The sequence below is a fragment of the Paenibacillus puldeungensis genome (genome assembly GCF_042678945.1).
In the GTDB taxonomy this organism is placed as follows: domain Bacteria; phylum Bacillota; class Bacilli; order Paenibacillales; family Paenibacillaceae; genus Fontibacillus; species Fontibacillus puldeungensis.
In genome coordinates, this window is record NZ_JBHTLM010000008.1 from 129482 (window position 1) to 145091 (window position 15610).

The following is a 15610-nucleotide window of genomic DNA, read 5'->3' on the forward strand; positions in this document are numbered from 1 at the left end:
GAAGGAGGTGCCTCACCATGGACATGAATCAATATTTATCCATGTTTATCGATGAGTCGAACGATCATTTGCAATCATTAAACGAAAAAATGCTGGAGCTTGAAAATAACCCCGATGACCTCAGCATCGTACAGGTCATTTTCAGATCTGCGCACACCTTGAAGGGTATGGCAGCGACGATGGGCTTCGAGGATTTGTCATCGCTCACACACCAGATGGAAAATGTACTTGATCTGGTGCGGAATGAGAAGTTGAAAATGCAGGAGTTCATTTTCGATACCTTATTCAAAAGCTTAGATGCACTTCAGTCGATGGTTCAAGACATTACTGAAGGAGGAGACGGAAAAGAGGACGTCAGCGAGATCGTTGCCGCACTGCAGTCCATTGTTCGTGGCGATTTCAATCAAGGCGGTAGCGCGAATACTTCAAGCGGGACTGCTGCGGCGAACACGTCTTCCGAAACGACTGGTTCCGGTACAACAGCGATACAGCTAGATCAGTATCAATATTCTGTACTGGATCAATCTATCTCCGAAGGACATAAGGTTCTGTATATTGAAGTTGCGGTTCGCGAGGATTGCCAGTTAAAGGCAGCGCGGGCGTATCTTGTATTCGACCTGTTAGAGCGTTATGGAGAGATTGTGAAATCGTACCCGACCGTTCAAGACATCGAGCAAGAAAAGTTTGATCGCAGTTTCTCTCTTTATTACATAACTCAAAAAGAGGCTGCCGAAATCCAAAGCATGATCCTTAACCTTTCCGAAATTGATTCCGCCCAAGTTGCTGCACTAGATCATGAAACACTTCAGCAGCTTACTTCCGGAGCTAAAGAAACTGCCGCTGCAGTTGCTCCTGAAGCCCCGGCACCATCTGCTGCTTCAACTCCTACCAGGGAAGCGAAAGAGGATGACCACGGCTCATCCGATAAGAAGGATCATCAAGGTGCCGATCATAAGCATGGACGTGCCGGTGCACCGGCACCATCCAGAACGATTCGCGTCGATATTGACCGGCTCGATGTACTGATGAACCTCCTCAGTGAGCTGCTCATCGACCGATCTCGATTGGAACAGCTGGCAGCCGAGGTGAAACGTACCGATTTAACGGAAACAGTAGAACATATGAGCCGCGTTGGAAGCGATTTGCAAAATATTGTGCTGAAGCTGCGGATGGTGCAAATCGATACCGTCTTTAACCGATTCCCTCGGATGGTTCGCGACTTGGCCAAATCACTCGATAAAAAAATCGATTTGGTCATCATTGGGGCTGAGACCGAGCTGGACCGAACCGTTATTGATGAAATTGGCGATCCGCTTGTTCACTTACTTCGCAACGCCGTTGACCATGGGGTTGAATCTACAAGTGAGCGGATTGCGGCAGGTAAGCCGGAAACAGGGACAGTCACTCTTAAGGCGTTCCAAAGCGGGAACCATGTGTTTATCGAAATCGAGGATGATGGCCACGGTATAGATCGTCACAAGGTATTGGCTAAGGCGCTCAAAAACGGAGTCGTTACAGAGAGCCAAGCGGCTACGATGACCGATGAACAGGTTTATATGCTTCTGTTTGCACCGGGATTTAGTACTGCAGAAGTGATCTCTGATATTTCGGGTCGAGGCGTTGGCTTGGACGTAGTAAGATCTAAAATTGAGTCGCTCAGCGGGGTCGTGGCAGTAGACTCCAAACTCGGTTCGGGCACTAAGTTCTCGGTTCAGCTTCCGCTGACATTGTCCATTATTGCAGCGATGATGGTTAAGGTTGGAGCCGAGAAATACGCGATTCCGTTGTCTTCGATCGTCGAAACCGGACTTATTAAGCGGACGCAGATTCGTGAGGTTCATGGATATACGATGATTCCATATCGCGATTCGCATATTCCGCTGATGTCTCTTGCTCAGCTGTTCGACATTCCTAGCTATGCTGAAGATGATGAAGAAGAAACGGAAATCGTCGTGATTCGCAAAGGTGACCGCTTGGCTGCAATTACCGTCGAGGACTTCATAGGTCAAAGCGAAATCGTCATTAAGAACCTTGGCAAATATCTTCCGTCAATACAAGGTGTTGCCGGGGCAACTATTTTGGGCGATGGACAAGTTGCTTTAATAATCGATCCAAATGCATTCATTAAATAGAGGTTCCAGGTATGCACTCGGTTAAGTTAGGCATTTGCCTAACACCGGAATCAATAAGGAGGGATTTTTACATGGGAGAGGAATTGAAAGTCATCGTTTTTAAGTTGGGCCACGAGGAGTATGGCATTGAAGTAGATAAAGTACAGACGATCGAGAGAATGATGCCGATTACTAGAGTTCCCAAGACGTTCTCCTTTGTCAAAGGGGTAATTAATCTTCGCGGTGTCGTTATTCCAGTTATCGATCTTCGCGGTCGCTTTGGATTGCCGGAAGCCGAGTTTACCGATCAAACGCGTATCATTATTGTGACAGCGAATGAGATGGAAGTAGGCTTTATTGTTGATTCAGCAAACGACGTTATCGACCTTAACTCAGATCTGATCGATACGCCGCCGGATGTTGTGGGAGGTATCAAGGCTAGATACTTGCAAGGCGTTGCCCGAATCTCCGATGAACGTTTACTCGTGATGCTCAATTTATCCGAAGTGCTTAACCGTAAAGAAATTATACAATTGGAAAGCTTAGAGGGGTAAACCGTGGATCTATTTAAAGATTTGCCGGATTTCAAGATGGATATTTTAAAGGAAGTAGGCAATATTGGAGCCGGAAATGCCGCCACGGCACTGTCGAAGCTGCTGGATAAGCCAATTGATATGGCTGTTCCCAAGGTTCAAATGCTGCCGTTTGAAGCGGTGGCAGATCGCGTGGGTGGAGCCGAAAACATCGTGCTCGCTATCTTTTTTCGGGTAGAAGGAGATGCTCCGGGAAATTTGTTCTTCATATTAAGCCCAGAGGCTGCTAAGAAGCTGCTCCACCGCCTCGCGGGCTTGAGTGTAGAAAGCGATGAAGGCTATTCAGAAATGGAATGGTCCGCGCTTTCGGAAATCGGTAATATTTTGGCGGGGTCTTACTTGTCCTCGCTGGCAGATTTTACATCTCTTTCAATGACACCAACCGTGCCAGCACTTGCTATGGACATGGCGGGAGCAATTCTAAGTTACGGGCTCCTGCAATTTGGTGAAATGGGGGATTCCGCCCTGCTGATTGATACGACATTTATTGAAGGACACCATGAGGTAGAAGGTCAGTTTTTCCTCATTCCGGATCCAGATTCATTCGACAAAATCTTTGCCGCTTTAGGAGTAACTTCCGATTATGATTGATGAGCAATATGTTGTAAAGGTTGGCATGGCCGAGTTGGATGTCATTACTCAGCAGGGATTGATACGTACAACTGGGCTAGGCTCTTGTGTTGGATTAACACTATTTGATCCGCAATTGAAAGTGGGCGGTCTTGCACATGTTATGCTTCCCTCATCCGAGATTGCTCGTGAGGGAGCATTAAACATCGCTAAATATGCCGACACCGCCATCCCGGCACTATATGAGCAAATGTTAGCAATTGGGGCCGCTCCTAGACGACTTGTCGCCAAGATGGCTGGCGGCTCTCAAATGTTCTCGTTTGCAGGGACCGGAGATTCCATGCGGATCGGCCCGAGGAATGTGGAGTCTTGTAAAATAAAATTGTCCGATTTAGGAATTCCTTTATTAGCTGAAGATACTGGCGGGAATTTTGGCCGGACGATTGAACTCGATAGCGAGACGGGAATATTGTATGTTCGTAGTGTACAAAAAGGAATAAAGGAATTGTAGCCATGGCTGGAAAAATGCGATATTACTTGTTGTTGGGCTTTATCGGTTTTCTTATAACATTTGCGGTATCGGCAAGTAACAACTTGTTTATGACCAGCTTTATCCGGGGGCTTATCGCTTTTGCAGTTTGGTTTGCACTCGCATTCGCTGCCAATTGGATGTTAGGTTTTTTAAAGGAATTACCAAACAATCCTGGAGAAGTTGACCAAGAGTCACCACTGTCTGACCGAAGTAAAGGTGCTAATCTTGACTTGACGACACCTGAAGAGAGCGAGCAGTTAAATGATCTGCTGAAACAACCCCCGGGACAATCAGAGGAAGCTAAAGAGTTTACTCCGTTGAGCCCACCTAAATTAGTAAAGACACCTGACGACAAAGATCCTGAAGAGCTTGTTAAGGTCGTTCGTCACCTGACAGAAAAATAAGGAGGGTGAAGGCAATTGAACGAGCGGAAGACATCCACTCTGAATTATGCCGAGCTTTGGGAGAAGTGGAAAGAGCACGGCGATTTAGAGGCCAAGAAACAACTTATCGAGAAGTATTTGCATATTGTCGACTACGTTTCGGGACGTCTCGCGGTTGGCCTTCCCAAAAACGTTTTAAAAGATGATTTGGCCAGCAACGGTGTTATGGGCCTTATCGATGCGGTCGAGAAATTCGATTATAAGCGAGGACTTCAATTTGAAACCTATGCTTCCTGGAGAGTCAGAGGTTCGATACTGGACGGTCTTCGGCAAGGGGATTGGGTTCCTCGTTCCGTGAGAGAGAAAGCTAAAAAAATCGAAGAAGGCTATCAGCATCTGGAACAGAAATTTTTGCGTTCTGTTACAGATGCAGAAATGAGTACTTACCTTAATATCAGTGAGAAAGAGTTTCAAAGCATGCTTCAAGAAGTCGCAGTTATGACGCTTTGTTCACTAGAGGATCCGATCCGGGAAGAGGAATCGGAAACTAGACTCACTTTACTCGTTGACGAAAAAGCGAAAAACCCGGATTATAAGGTTAAGGAGTTTTTTTTACAAGATTCGCTAGCCAAAGGAATCGAAAAATTGACCGAAAAAGAGCGTACTGTTGTCTCACTATTATATTATGAAGACTTATCATTAAGCGAAATCGCAGAGGTAATGTCCCTATCTCCATCACGGATTTCTCAACTTCATTCTAAGGCGATTTTACGGTTGCGTGGTAGTCTCGAAAAACAGCGAGATTTGCTTATGTGTGAGGATTAACCGGTTTTGACCTTTTTCTGACGAATGAATGAAAGGAGGAACGACTTCGTGGAGCTTATGGAAGATTTAAGACAAACTTTGAGTGTTACGATAGACGATGATAAAACTGTAGCGTATTTGCAGTTCTTGAAGAAGGAAGAAGACTTTTCCTGCACAGTGGATGCCCTCCTCCATTTTCTCCAAAGCGAGGGTTTGAAGTTCGGGATTCAAGAAGATATTGTTCGGAGGTTTGTAGAAAATCCGAAAGAGTATTTTTTTAGTAAAACACCAATTGCCATGGGGCAGGAACCCGTTCACGGACAAGACGGATGGATCAGATACGCATTTCCTATGGATGATGACAACCGGCACAAACCAGTTGAAACCGATGATGGTAAAGTAGATTTGAAAGATGTTACTAAACTGAACAACATCCGAAGAGGGCAAATTATCGCAGAACTTGTACCTCCGGTGCCAGGTCGTCCGGGAACGGCAGTTACTGGAGAGCAGATCCCTTGTAAATCCGGGAAGGAAGCCCGATTTAAGCTTGGCAAGAACGTTGTTCTGAACCCCGAGCAGACGGCAATGTATGCTGCGATCGACGGATTGGTAACGCGTACAGACAAAGGAAAGTTAAATGTGTTCCCGGTTTATGAGATCAATGGAGATGTGGATTACAGCACAGGAAATATTGATTTTGTGGGAACAGTAGTCGTTCGAGGTAATGTATTAACGGGTTTCAAAATTACAGCGGCCGGCGATATCAGAGTTGTTGGCGGGGTTGAGGGTGCCGAGCTTTATGCGGATGGATCCATCGAAATATCTGGTGGCATTATCGGCTATAACAAAGGCTTAGTGAAAGCGGGGCATGATGTAAAGAGCTCGTTTATTCAAGATGGAAACGTTCAGGCAGGGGACGATGTAGTTGTCTCACAGAGCATTATGCACTCAAATATACGAGCAGGAAGAGACGTCCTATGCAATGGTGCCAAAGGGTTGATTGTTGGGGGGAACATTCAGGCTGGAGAAAGGGTCATTGCGAGAATTATCGGTAACCCGATGTCAACGACGACAGCGATTGAGGTAGGGGTATTGCCAGAACTTCGGAATGAGCTGCAGGAGTTAAGGCAGCAAGTGAAGGAGCAGATCTCCAATATGGATAAAACTGAGAAAGCGCTGACACTGCTTGATCAGTTGGCTTCGATGGGGAAACTTACACCGGATAAGGTAGCTATGAGATCAAAATTAAGTATGACTAAAAAATCTAATATTGAAGAGTTAAATTTAATGAAGGAACGCATGCTGACAATTGAAAAAGCGCTTGAGGACACAGGAAAAGCGAGAGTCGATGTCCTGAAAATGATATATGGCGGTTCTAAAATCGTCATCGGTCGATACACCAAGTACATTAAAGAGCCTATTTCAAGAATGTCCTTTTATTTTAGTGAAGGAGATATTTCCATGTCGGCTTACATCTAGAATCGGCACTCAAAAGAGGATTTTAGCTCATACAAAGGCCATGTCCTTTAATAAGATGAGGTGATCCCATGAATATGAAATCCGTTGAAATGCAAATCGCGGTCCCGCGGACCAGCGAAGCGGGACGTGTTCAGCATGATCAGCAGCATCGCCCTCTTATCGATCAAAGTCTGCTATCGGTGCAAACCGTAAAGGACAGCGAAGTAGAGCGCCGGCGTAGTGCCGGTGTAGACGAGAGCGCCCATAATACGACCGTAAGGCGGGAAGGAAATGGTTCCTTCACCCAGGAACAACAGGGGCAACATCACCCTGGGGATAAACCGGCTGAGCAAGAGCAGGAGCATTTGGCGGAGCATCCTTATAAGGGGCGGCACATCGATCTTTCATTATAACGGGTAAATGATCAAAACAGCTGTTCATTTTCCGGAAGAATAGAGAGATTGATGCCGCTCCAGTCTTACATTCTAATTCAACAGCATAAAGGTGAGGATTACATTGTCATTTGGAGATCCCTGGATCTATATTGTCCTTCTGGGGGCAGCGGCCCTTGTTTATGCTCTGTTTCTTCCGGAACGGAAAGCTGCCGCTCAAACGAAGAACGATACGGCCAGAGAAGATTTAGAGGCTACTCTGGAGCATTATATGGCGGAAGTTGAGAAAGAAAATGAAGAGCTGATCGATTTAGTTACGCAAATGAAACAAGATTTTACATCAAAGCAGCTTGCACAGCAGGAGCAAATCGTGGAGCTTCGTCAGCGTTTGGGAGAAGTTGAGTTGGCTGCGAAACAAAGCCAAACCGGCTTAGAAACGCTCGGTGCATCTATACAGGAGAAAACCTTGGCGAATGTTCCCGCCACGAATGTATCGAAGCCTGCGTCTGTATTATCGGAGACAAGCTCTGAGGCTACACAAGATGATAAAGCGTTAGCAGAGGAAGGTGATGTTCCTGAGGCTGTTGGGCCGGCTACTGAACTGGTTCGGGACAGATATCCGGAGCTTTTTGACTTGTATGCTAAAGGAAAGTCCATAGACATGATTGCAAAAACCATCGGCATCCAGCGCGGCGAAGTACAGCTTATATTGCAGCTGGCCAAGAGGGAGGAGTCCCGATGATCAAAAACCGTCATTTCATGCTCGGACTTGGTTTTGGGCTGATTATTGGCGCATTGCTGCTGCAGCTTATGATGATTGGACAGAGAACAGCCGGAGGCTTGTATACAAAAGAGGAAGTTCAAAAGGCGGCTACTCGTATTGGCCTTAAAGTAGTGGAGACGGATCAGGAGCTGCTGACCAAAGAAGAGTGGCAAGCCAAAGAAAAGGATAATAAAGGGAATTTGGAGTCTAAGGAAGCTCAAAATCCTTCTGCTCCGAGTGATCCCAAGAAACCGGCGACACCCGTAAAGCCGACTCAACCAAGCTCTAAGGACAGCAAGCCGGCAGCGAAAGCGGAGCCTTCCGGTGCGTCAACCCCGGCTGCTCCCGAGAAACCTAAGGCGGCCTCCGTTGAATACAAAATCGCGTATGGCAGTACGCTTGCCGGCGTAGCGGAAGGTCTCTATGAATCCGGAGTTATTGAGGATAAAGATGCTTTTCTACAAAAAGCAAAATCTAAAAAGATTAACTCTAAAGTTCGAACGGGAACGTACAGCTTTACGGTTGGTGAAGATTTCAGCTCTATTATTTCCAAAATATCACCTAAAGGGTCTAACAAGTAACCTAAAACACGTAACAAGGCACCGAAAGGTGCTTTTTGTTTTTTTACCGTTTACTGGTAAATTGAATTGCGTTGATCTCTAGTTGCATCACCATATGACTTATGGTATAGTAATTGACGGTGTTATAACGCACGGTAGTTGATTCCGACTAGGGGTGCTCTCTTATAATGAAGGGAGTCTTAGCGGGAGATGAAACTTCCGGAGGAAGCATCACAAAAAAACCAAACTTAGGAGGTGCGTGAAGATGGCAGTAATCTCCATGAAACAACTGCTTGAAGCAGGCGTTCACTTCGGTCACCAAACTCGTCGTTGGAACCCGAAAATGGATCGTTATATCTTCACAGAAAGAAACGGTATTTATATTATTGACCTGCAAAAAACGGTCAAAAAAGTCGAAGAAGCTTACAACTTCGTAAAAAGCGTTGCTGAAGAGAATGGAACTATTCTGTTCGTAGGCACGAAAAAACAAGCTCAAGATTCGGTTAAGGAAGAAGCTGAACGTGCTGGTCAATATTACATTAACCAACGTTGGCTCGGCGGTACGCTGACAAACTTCCAAACGATTCAAAAACGGATCGATCGTTTGAAACAGCTTGAAACTTGGGAAGAGGACGGTACTTTTTCTGTTCTGCCTAAGAAAGAAGTTATCATTCTGCGCAAAGAAAAACTGCGCCTTGAGAAATTCTTGGGCGGTATTAAGAACATGAAGGGCTTGCCAAGCGCTCTGTTCGTTATCGACCCACGCAAAGAACGCATTGCTGTAGCGGAAGCTCGCAAATTGGGTATCCCAATCGTAGGTATCGTTGATACAAACTGCGATCCGGACGAAATCGACTACGTCATCCCAGGTAACGACGACGCGATTCGCGCGGTTAAACTACTTACTGGTAAAATGGCGGATGCTGTAATCGAAGCTAACCAAGGCGAACAAACTAACGCTTAATTGCTTTCTTTGCACATAATAGCGAAATTAAATGAAAAGGGTGGTTGGTAGGTGTCAAACCTCTCACTACCCTTTTTTTAAAGAGGAAGTTTAAAAATCGGCTTTTGATCACAAAGCTGTATCAGTTGTATATAATCGATATGGAGGGAATTTGAACATGGCTGTTGATGCAAAATCGGTCAAAGAACTACGTGAAAAAACAGGCGCAGGTATGCTGGACTGCAAAAAAGCGCTTGAGGAAGCAAATGGCGATATGACGAAAGCAGTTGAACTGCTTCGTGAAAAAGGTCTGGCTGCAGCCGCTAACAAAGCTGGACGTATTGCTACTGAAGGTGTTGTTGAATCTTACATCCACGCAGGGGGCCGTATCGGCGTTTTGGTGGAAATCAACTGCGAAACTGACTTCGTAGCTAAAACAGATCAATTTAAAGATTTCGCTCGCGACATCGCTATGCACATCGCTGCGATGAGCCCTCGCTATGTTCGCCGTGAAGAAGTTCCACAAGCCGAAGTTGAGCATGAGAAGGAAATTTTGAAAGCTCAAGCTTTGAATGAAGGTAAACCTGAAAAAATCGTTGAAAAAATGGTTGAAGGCCGTATCGGTAAATACTACGAAGAGTTCTGCTTGCTGGAACAAGCTTTCGTTAAAGATCCAGATAAAACGATTTCTCAACTGCTTAACGAGAAAATCAGCACGATCGGTGAAAACATTTCCATCCGTCGCTTTGTTCGTTATGAACTGGGTGAAGGTCTGGAGAAAAAAGTGGACAACTTCGTTGAAGAGGTTATGGCTCAAGTTAAAAAATAATCGCACTGCCGATCATAAATGTCATGAAAGTTGGAACACGCCGTGTTCCTTCTTTTTTAGCCAGATGACCTGACGAAAGAGTTCAAAGTGGAGGTATACATTTGGAACAGCCAGTGTTTAAACGTATTGTCTTGAAGGTCAGCGGAGAGTCGCTTGCCGGCCAAAACGGCTATGGTATCGACGCGAGTACCATTTCATCCATTGCTCAGCAGGTTAAAGAAGTGGTGGAGTTAGGTGTTCAGGTCGCTATCGTTTGCGGAGGCGGCAATATATGGCGGGGAATCGCCGGTAGTGCCAAAGGTATTGATCGCGCTACTGCCGATTATATGGGAATGCTTGCTACCGTTATGAATTCCCTTGCTTTACAAGATGCCCTTGAGCAGATTGAAGTTCCGACTCGGGTACAAACTTCGATTGCTATGCAGCAAATTGCTGAACCTTACATCCGGCGCCGGGCCATTCGTCACCTTGAAAAAGGCCGTGTCGTTATTTTTGCGGCTGGAACTGGCAATCCGTTCTTTTCGACGGATACGACGGCTGCCCTTCGTGCTGCTGAAATCGAGGCGGAGGTCATTTTGATGGCCAAGAACAAGGTGGACGGTGTTTACTCTGCCGATCCTTTTGTCGATCCGACAGCTGTAAAGTATGAATTCCTTACTTATATGGATGTGCTCAACAAAAATTTGGGTGTCATGGACTCTACGGCTTCATCGCTCTGCATGGACAATAACATCCCGCTCATCGTGTTTGCAATTACAGAACAAGGGAACATTAAACGCGTCGTTCTCGGTGAAAAAATCGGGACGATCGTTAAAGGGAGTGTTGATTAAATGCCACAATCGATAAAGAAACATGCTGAAGAACGCATGGACAAAGCGATTCACGCTCTGAAGAGGGACCTTTCAACACTGCGTGCCGGAAGAGCTACTCCTTCATTGCTCGATCGAATTCAAGTCGATTATTATGGATCACCAACCCCGGTAAATCAATTGGCCAATATCAATACACCGGATTCGCGGACGTTGATGATCCAGCCATGGGACAAATCTTCGCTATCGGAAATCGAGCGGGCCATTCAAAAATCGGATCTTGGTCTGACACCGGCAAATGACGGAACGGCGATCCGCTTGACGATTCCGGCTCTCACGGAAGAACGTCGGGTCGAATTGGTTAAGACGACCAAGAAGTTTGGCGAAGAGGCTAAGGTAGCTGTCCGCAACATTCGACGCGATGCGAATGACGAGATCAAGAAGCTCGAAAAAACGGATATTTCGGAAGATGAATCGCGCAGACACCAAGAGGATATTCAGAAACTGACAGATAAGTTTATCGCGGAAGTGGATAAGGTTCTTGCTGCGAAAGAGAAAGAGATTATGGAAGTTTAAGAGACAATAAAGCGGCCCCTCCTATTACGGTGGGGTTTTGTCTCTTTTTCATCACCGGCTGGAGGAGAACCAATGATCAAGCTATTTGAATCGTGGCGAAAAAAGGGGTCTAAACACAAGAACCCAACGCTGTCCCAAGACAATATACCTAAGCATGTAGCCATAATTATGGATGGCAATGGGCGCTGGGCCAACAGGCTCGGCTTGCCGAGGGCTGTCGGTCACCGAAGCGGCATGAAAGCCGTGAAACGGGCGACGATCGCTGCGGATGATTTGGGAATCTCCGTTTTAACCTTGTATGCGTTCTCTACGGAGAATTGGAAACGTCCAAAGGATGAGGTAGATTACCTTATGTCTCTTCCGCAGGAATTTTTGGCGATTGAATTGGATGAGCTGGTTCAAAAAAATGTTCAGGTTCGGATGATGGGCTATACGCAACAGATCCCACCCCAAACAATTGCAGCTTTGGAAGAAGCTATAGAGAAGACGAAAAACAATACAGGCCTCATTCTGAACTTTGCTTTCAACTACGGAGGGCGACGTGAAATCGCCGAAACTGTGAAAATGATCGCTCAAGAAGTGCAGGAGGGCCGAATTTCGATAGACGATATTACGGAGAATACGATTGAAGAGCGGTTACTTTCCGGAGAAATCCCTGAACCAGACCTGCTAATTCGTACAGGCGGAGAGCTTCGGCTGAGCAATTTCATGCTTTGGCAGACCGCATACAGCGAATTGTGGTTTACCGATCTGTACTGGCCTGAATTTGGCCGAGAACATTTGATCGAAGCGGTCGCGGAGTACCAGCATAGGGCTCGGCGTTACGGAGGGTTATCCTAGCAGGATGGAAGGTGCAGACTTGTGAAACAGCGTTTGATTACAGGGATCATTGCTGGCGGGTTATTTTTGGGGATTTGCTGGCTTGGCGGTTTGACCTATCATGTACTCATTATGATCATGGCTTTGATTGGATATTATGAATTTGTCCGTATGACCAAGCTTCCGGCATTTGGGGGAACTGCTGTTCTAGGCTATTTGGGCGTTCTGTACATCACATTTCCATGGGGACTATTGGATGTAACCATCCCGCTTGGAACGTTTCCGGCGCTATGGCTGCTCATGCTGCTTTTTTTGACAGTTACGGTCATTTCCAAGAATGAAATTCCAATAGGTCAGGTTGCGCTTTTGCTGCTGGGGGTTGTATATATTGGTATCGGTTTTACCTCCATTGCTGAAACACGGAATACAGCGGATGGGCACGGCCTATTTTGGACTTTTCTCATGCTGTCGGCGATTTGGAGCAGTGATGCAGGCGCATATTTTACTGGACGCAAATTTGGAAAAAACAAGCTCTGGCCGGCGATTAGTCCGAATAAGACAGTCGAGGGTGCTTTGGGCGGCGTTCTCTTGGCGGTTGTGGTAGCCGTTATTTTCGCAATGTCATCTGGCGGGCTCCTTACGGTGGGACGAGCTGTATTGCTAGGGGTTGCCGCAGCGGTTGTAGGACAAATGGGTGACTTGATTCAATCTGCATATAAACGCGTTTATGGGATAAAGGATTCCGGAAAATTGCTGCCTGGACACGGTGGAATTTTAGATCGCTGTGATAGCTGGATTGCGGTGTTTCCGTTTATACATATCCTCATGCTATTGCCCGTATAGGAAAGTTCAAAAATCGTCTTTTGATTATTTTTTGGAATAAAACACGCGAGGTGCAACATGAAAAAAATAGCGTTGATCGGTTCGACAGGCTCCGTTGGAACTCAAACCCTAGATGTCATAAGAGAGCATCCCGACCAGTTCTTGGTTGAGGGGCTCGCGGCGGGAACAAACATCGAGTTGTTTGCGCAGCAAGTGAACGAATTTCGTCCGAAGAAAGCATCGGTCGGCACAAAAGAACTGGCGGACCGAGTGCGTTCACAGCTTCCGGACGAGGTTGAACTGTACTACGGCGAACAAGGTCTGATTGAGGTTGCCGCAGGTACTGATGCAGACACCGTAGTAACGGCTATAGTAGGGAGCGCAGGGCTGCCAGCGACACTCGAAGCCATATCAGCCGGGAAAAACATCGCTCTGGCGAACAAGGAAACACTTGTAACTGCCGGACATCTCGTGACGGAAATGGCCAAACGCAAGGGAGTGTCTTTGCTTCCGGTAGATAGCGAGCATTCGGCTATTTTTCAATGCTTGAACGGAGAACACAGCGATGAGATACGCGAGATCACGTTGACGGCATCGGGTGGTTCTTTCCGCGACCTGACTCGCGAGCAGCTGAAGAATGTAACTGTAGCCGATGCTTTAAAGCATCCGAATTGGTCGATGGGCGCAAAAATAACGATCGATTCAGCCACGATGGTCAACAAAGGATTGGAGGTAATTGAAGCCCATTGGCTTTTCGGACTCCCCTTTGAGCAAATCGGTGTGCTGCTCCATCCTGAAAGCATCATCCACTCCTTCGTTGAATATCGTGACGGAAGTGTCATTGCTCAGCTCGGTACGCCGGATATGCGTATTCCGATCCAATACGCGCTTTCGTATCCTCATAGATGGCATTCGCCTGCGAAACGATTGTCGCTTGCAGAGGTTGGTAAGCTGCATTTCCGCGAAATGAACTTTGAGCGCTTCCCTTGTTTAAGACTAGCCTATGAATGTGGTAAAATAGGAGGTACGGCGACAAGCGTGTATAATGCCGCTAACGAAGTTGCCGTCGCTCGTTTTCTGAATGGAAGCATTCCATTTTTACAGATTGAGACGATCATCGAGACGGTTCTGTCCAAACATGACGTCCAGTCCGAGCCTGATCTGGAGGGAATCCGGCAGGCCGACCGCTGGGCCAGAGAAGTGGCCGAAACATTATAATTAATTTCTATCAATCACCTTGCTTCCGGTATTCTCTTGTGCCTGGTCGGAGAATAATGATAATCTAGAGGGACATTGGACGATCCGTGGCCAAAAGGAGGATGCTTACGCTTGGAACTGCTAAAGATCATATTTTTGACAGTGCTGATGTTCTTTGTTATTGTCACCGTGCATGAATGGGGACATTATTTCTTCGCCAAACGCGCGGGTATATTGGTGCGTGAGTTTGCGATCGGATTCGGGCCCAAGCTGTTTTCATATAAGAGAAATGAAACGCAGTTTACCTTGCGCCTACTGCCTTTTGGGGGATATGCCCGGATGGCCGGTGAAGATCCGGAACTGATTGAAATCGCGGTCGGACAGACCGTAGCACTGCGACTTGAGCAAGATCTCGTACGGAAGATTTACTTGGATCGTTTGGACAGTCGTAAAAATGTCATTCGCGGTGAGGTGCAGCATGTCGATTTAGAAGAAGCGCTAGTCATACGGCTGGAAGTCGACGGAGAACCGCAGACTTATCATGTACATCCGCAGGCGATGCTCGTTACCAAAGGCAAAGAGACTCAGATTGCGCCTAAGGATCGGCAGTACGGAAGCAAAACCGTCGGGCAACGTGCGTTGTCCATTTTTGCCGGGCCTTTGATGAATTTCATATTGGCATTTGTATTGTTTGCCTTGCATATTCAAATGGCCGGTATTCCGCTGGAGCATCCAAGCCATTTGCAAATCGGCGAGGTTGTCAAAGGGATGCCTGCGGCTGAGGTTGGTCTACAGCAAGGGGATATCATTGAGACCATTAACGGCAAGCCGGTGGGTACCGATGCAAACAAAATGATCGAAACGATCCAGGCCTCGAAGAACAAACCGATGGAGTGGACGGTTAAACGGGGAAGCCAAACTCTTAATTTCACCATTACCCCACAAGGGGCGGAAAAAGAGCAGGGCAAAATCGGCAGTACGATCGTAACCTTCTTTCCGACACGAAGCGCCTCCTTTGGCGAGACGTTTCAAGTTGCAGGAGAACGAATGGTTACGATGACGAAGGCGATCTTTCTCGGCTTCCAGCAGCTTATCAATAAATTCTCCATGGACGACCTCGGCGGACCCGTTCGGACCTTTGAAGTAACCGGTCAAATCGCCAAACAGGGAATCGACCAACTAACGTATTGGGCGGCTATTTTGAGCCTTTACTTAGGAATCTTTAATTTGCTGCCGATTCCTGCACTAGACGGAAGCAGGCTCGTTTTCCTAGGAGTAGAAGCGCTGCGAGGTAAGCCGATCGATCCTAACCGGGAAGGCATGGTGCATTTCATCGGCTTTGCGATGCTGTTCCTGCTGATGATTGCTGTAACTTATAACGATATACTTCGCTTGATCCGCGGCTAATTTAGGTTCGCTAAAGATTAAGCTGAACAACTATAATCTTGC

Annotated in this window: 18 protein-coding genes; all 18 read left to right on the forward strand. The window is 46.7% G+C overall.

Annotated features, from left to right (window positions below):
- The first annotated feature begins 17 nt into the window (after positions 1-17).
- The 18 genes from ACFQ3W_RS13005 to rseP all read left to right on the forward strand — a co-directional run bounded on the left by ACFQ3W_RS13005 (position 18) and on the right by rseP (position 15568).
- Complete coding sequence (locus ACFQ3W_RS13005; RefSeq protein ID WP_379319654.1) at positions 18-2132, forward strand: chemotaxis protein CheW; 2115 nt, start codon at positions 18-20, stop codon at positions 2130-2132.
- Between the two features lie 71 nt (positions 2133-2203).
- A complete protein-coding gene (locus tag ACFQ3W_RS13010) occupies positions 2204-2665 on the forward strand; it encodes a chemotaxis protein CheW (RefSeq protein ID WP_379319655.1) in 462 nt (153 codons plus the stop codon).
- Positions 2666-2701: 36 nt separating this feature from the next.
- Positions 2702-3295: a chemotaxis protein CheC gene (locus tag ACFQ3W_RS13015; protein ID WP_379319761.1), complete on the forward strand. Its 594-nt coding sequence runs from the start codon at positions 2702-2704 to the stop codon at positions 3293-3295.
- Positions 3288-3785: a chemotaxis protein CheD gene (locus ACFQ3W_RS13020; RefSeq protein ID WP_379319656.1), complete on the forward strand. Its 498-nt coding sequence runs from the start codon at positions 3288-3290 to the stop codon at positions 3783-3785. Before ACFQ3W_RS13015 ends, ACFQ3W_RS13020 begins: the two co-directional genes overlap by 8 nt.
- 2 nt (positions 3786-3787) lie before the next feature.
- Positions 3788-4210 (forward strand): hypothetical protein, encoded by a 423-nt coding sequence (locus tag ACFQ3W_RS13025; RefSeq protein WP_379319657.1) that lies wholly within the window; start codon positions 3788-3790, stop codon positions 4208-4210.
- Between the two features lie 15 nt (positions 4211-4225).
- A complete protein-coding gene (locus ACFQ3W_RS13030; protein ID WP_379319658.1) occupies positions 4226-5014 on the forward strand; it encodes a FliA/WhiG family RNA polymerase sigma factor in 789 nt (262 codons plus the stop codon).
- A gap of 48 nt (positions 5015-5062) precedes the next feature.
- Positions 5063-6472: a DUF342 domain-containing protein gene (locus ACFQ3W_RS13035; protein ID WP_379319659.1), complete on the forward strand. Its 1410-nt coding sequence runs from the start codon at positions 5063-5065 to the stop codon at positions 6470-6472.
- 68 nt (positions 6473-6540) lie between these two features.
- Positions 6541-6864 (forward strand): hypothetical protein, encoded by a 324-nt coding sequence (locus ACFQ3W_RS13040; protein WP_379319660.1) that lies wholly within the window; start codon positions 6541-6543, stop codon positions 6862-6864.
- A gap of 103 nt (positions 6865-6967) precedes the next feature.
- Positions 6968-7585 (forward strand): hypothetical protein, encoded by a 618-nt coding sequence (locus ACFQ3W_RS13045; protein WP_379319661.1) that lies wholly within the window; start codon positions 6968-6970, stop codon positions 7583-7585.
- Complete coding sequence (locus ACFQ3W_RS13050) at positions 7582-8187, forward strand: hypothetical protein (RefSeq protein WP_379319662.1); 606 nt, start codon at positions 7582-7584, stop codon at positions 8185-8187. The genes ACFQ3W_RS13045 and ACFQ3W_RS13050 overlap by 4 nt, the downstream gene beginning before the upstream one ends.
- 244 nt (positions 8188-8431) lie before the next feature.
- Entirely contained in the window at positions 8432-9130 is a 699-nt protein-coding gene (gene rpsB, locus ACFQ3W_RS13055) for a 30S ribosomal protein S2 (protein ID WP_379319663.1), read from the forward strand.
- A 157-nt stretch (positions 9131-9287) separates the two neighbouring features.
- Positions 9288-9938: a translation elongation factor Ts gene (gene tsf, locus ACFQ3W_RS13060; RefSeq protein WP_379319664.1), complete on the forward strand. Its 651-nt coding sequence runs from the start codon at positions 9288-9290 to the stop codon at positions 9936-9938.
- Between the two features lie 101 nt (positions 9939-10039).
- Complete coding sequence (pyrH, locus tag ACFQ3W_RS13065) at positions 10040-10768, forward strand: UMP kinase (protein WP_379319665.1); 729 nt, start codon at positions 10040-10042, stop codon at positions 10766-10768.
- Entirely contained in the window at positions 10769-11323 is a 555-nt protein-coding gene (gene frr / locus ACFQ3W_RS13070; protein ID WP_379319666.1) for a ribosome recycling factor, read from the forward strand.
- A gap of 72 nt (positions 11324-11395) precedes the next feature.
- A complete protein-coding gene (locus ACFQ3W_RS13075) occupies positions 11396-12163 on the forward strand; it encodes an isoprenyl transferase (RefSeq protein WP_379319667.1) in 768 nt (255 codons plus the stop codon).
- A 21-nt stretch (positions 12164-12184) separates the two neighbouring features.
- On the forward strand, positions 12185-12985 hold the full coding sequence (locus ACFQ3W_RS13080) for a phosphatidate cytidylyltransferase (RefSeq protein WP_379319668.1): 801 nt from the start codon (positions 12185-12187) through the stop codon (positions 12983-12985).
- A 57-nt stretch (positions 12986-13042) separates the two neighbouring features.
- Positions 13043-14182 (forward strand): 1-deoxy-D-xylulose-5-phosphate reductoisomerase, encoded by a 1140-nt coding sequence (locus tag ACFQ3W_RS13085; protein WP_379319669.1) that lies wholly within the window; start codon positions 13043-13045, stop codon positions 14180-14182.
- A gap of 111 nt (positions 14183-14293) precedes the next feature.
- Complete coding sequence (gene rseP / locus ACFQ3W_RS13090; RefSeq protein ID WP_379319670.1) at positions 14294-15568, forward strand: RIP metalloprotease RseP; 1275 nt, start codon at positions 14294-14296, stop codon at positions 15566-15568.
- Positions 15569-15610 lie beyond the last annotated feature (42 nt).

What these genes read in the sequence shown, in the direction of transcription:
- ACFQ3W_RS13025 (WP_379319657.1), top strand. Translation starts at nt 3,788, where the DNA reads ATGGCTGGAAAAATGCGATATTACTTGTTGTTGGGCTTTATCGGTTTT.
- tsf (WP_379319664.1), top strand. Translation starts at nt 9,288, where the DNA reads ATGGCTGTTGATGCAAAATCGGTCAAAGAACTACGTGAAAAAACAGGC.
- ACFQ3W_RS13005 (WP_379319654.1), top strand. Translation starts at nt 18, where the DNA reads ATGGACATGAATCAATATTTATCCATGTTTATCGATGAGTCGAACGAT.
- ACFQ3W_RS13075 (WP_379319667.1), top strand. Translation starts at nt 11,396, where the DNA reads ATGATCAAGCTATTTGAATCGTGGCGAAAAAAGGGGTCTAAACACAAG.
- ACFQ3W_RS13040 (WP_379319660.1), top strand. Translation starts at nt 6,541, where the DNA reads ATGAATATGAAATCCGTTGAAATGCAAATCGCGGTCCCGCGGACCAGC.
- rpsB (WP_379319663.1), top strand. Translation starts at nt 8,432, where the DNA reads ATGGCAGTAATCTCCATGAAACAACTGCTTGAAGCAGGCGTTCACTTC.
- ACFQ3W_RS13020 (WP_379319656.1), top strand. Translation starts at nt 3,288, where the DNA reads ATGATTGATGAGCAATATGTTGTAAAGGTTGGCATGGCCGAGTTGGAT.
- ACFQ3W_RS13010 (WP_379319655.1), top strand. Translation starts at nt 2,204, where the DNA reads ATGGGAGAGGAATTGAAAGTCATCGTTTTTAAGTTGGGCCACGAGGAG.
- ACFQ3W_RS13085 (WP_379319669.1), top strand. Translation starts at nt 13,043, where the DNA reads ATGAAAAAAATAGCGTTGATCGGTTCGACAGGCTCCGTTGGAACTCAA.
- frr (WP_379319666.1), top strand. Translation starts at nt 10,769, where the DNA reads ATGCCACAATCGATAAAGAAACATGCTGAAGAACGCATGGACAAAGCG.
- ACFQ3W_RS13015 (WP_379319761.1), top strand. Translation starts at nt 2,702, where the DNA reads ATGGATATTTTAAAGGAAGTAGGCAATATTGGAGCCGGAAATGCCGCC.
- ACFQ3W_RS13050 (WP_379319662.1), top strand. Translation starts at nt 7,582, where the DNA reads ATGATCAAAAACCGTCATTTCATGCTCGGACTTGGTTTTGGGCTGATT.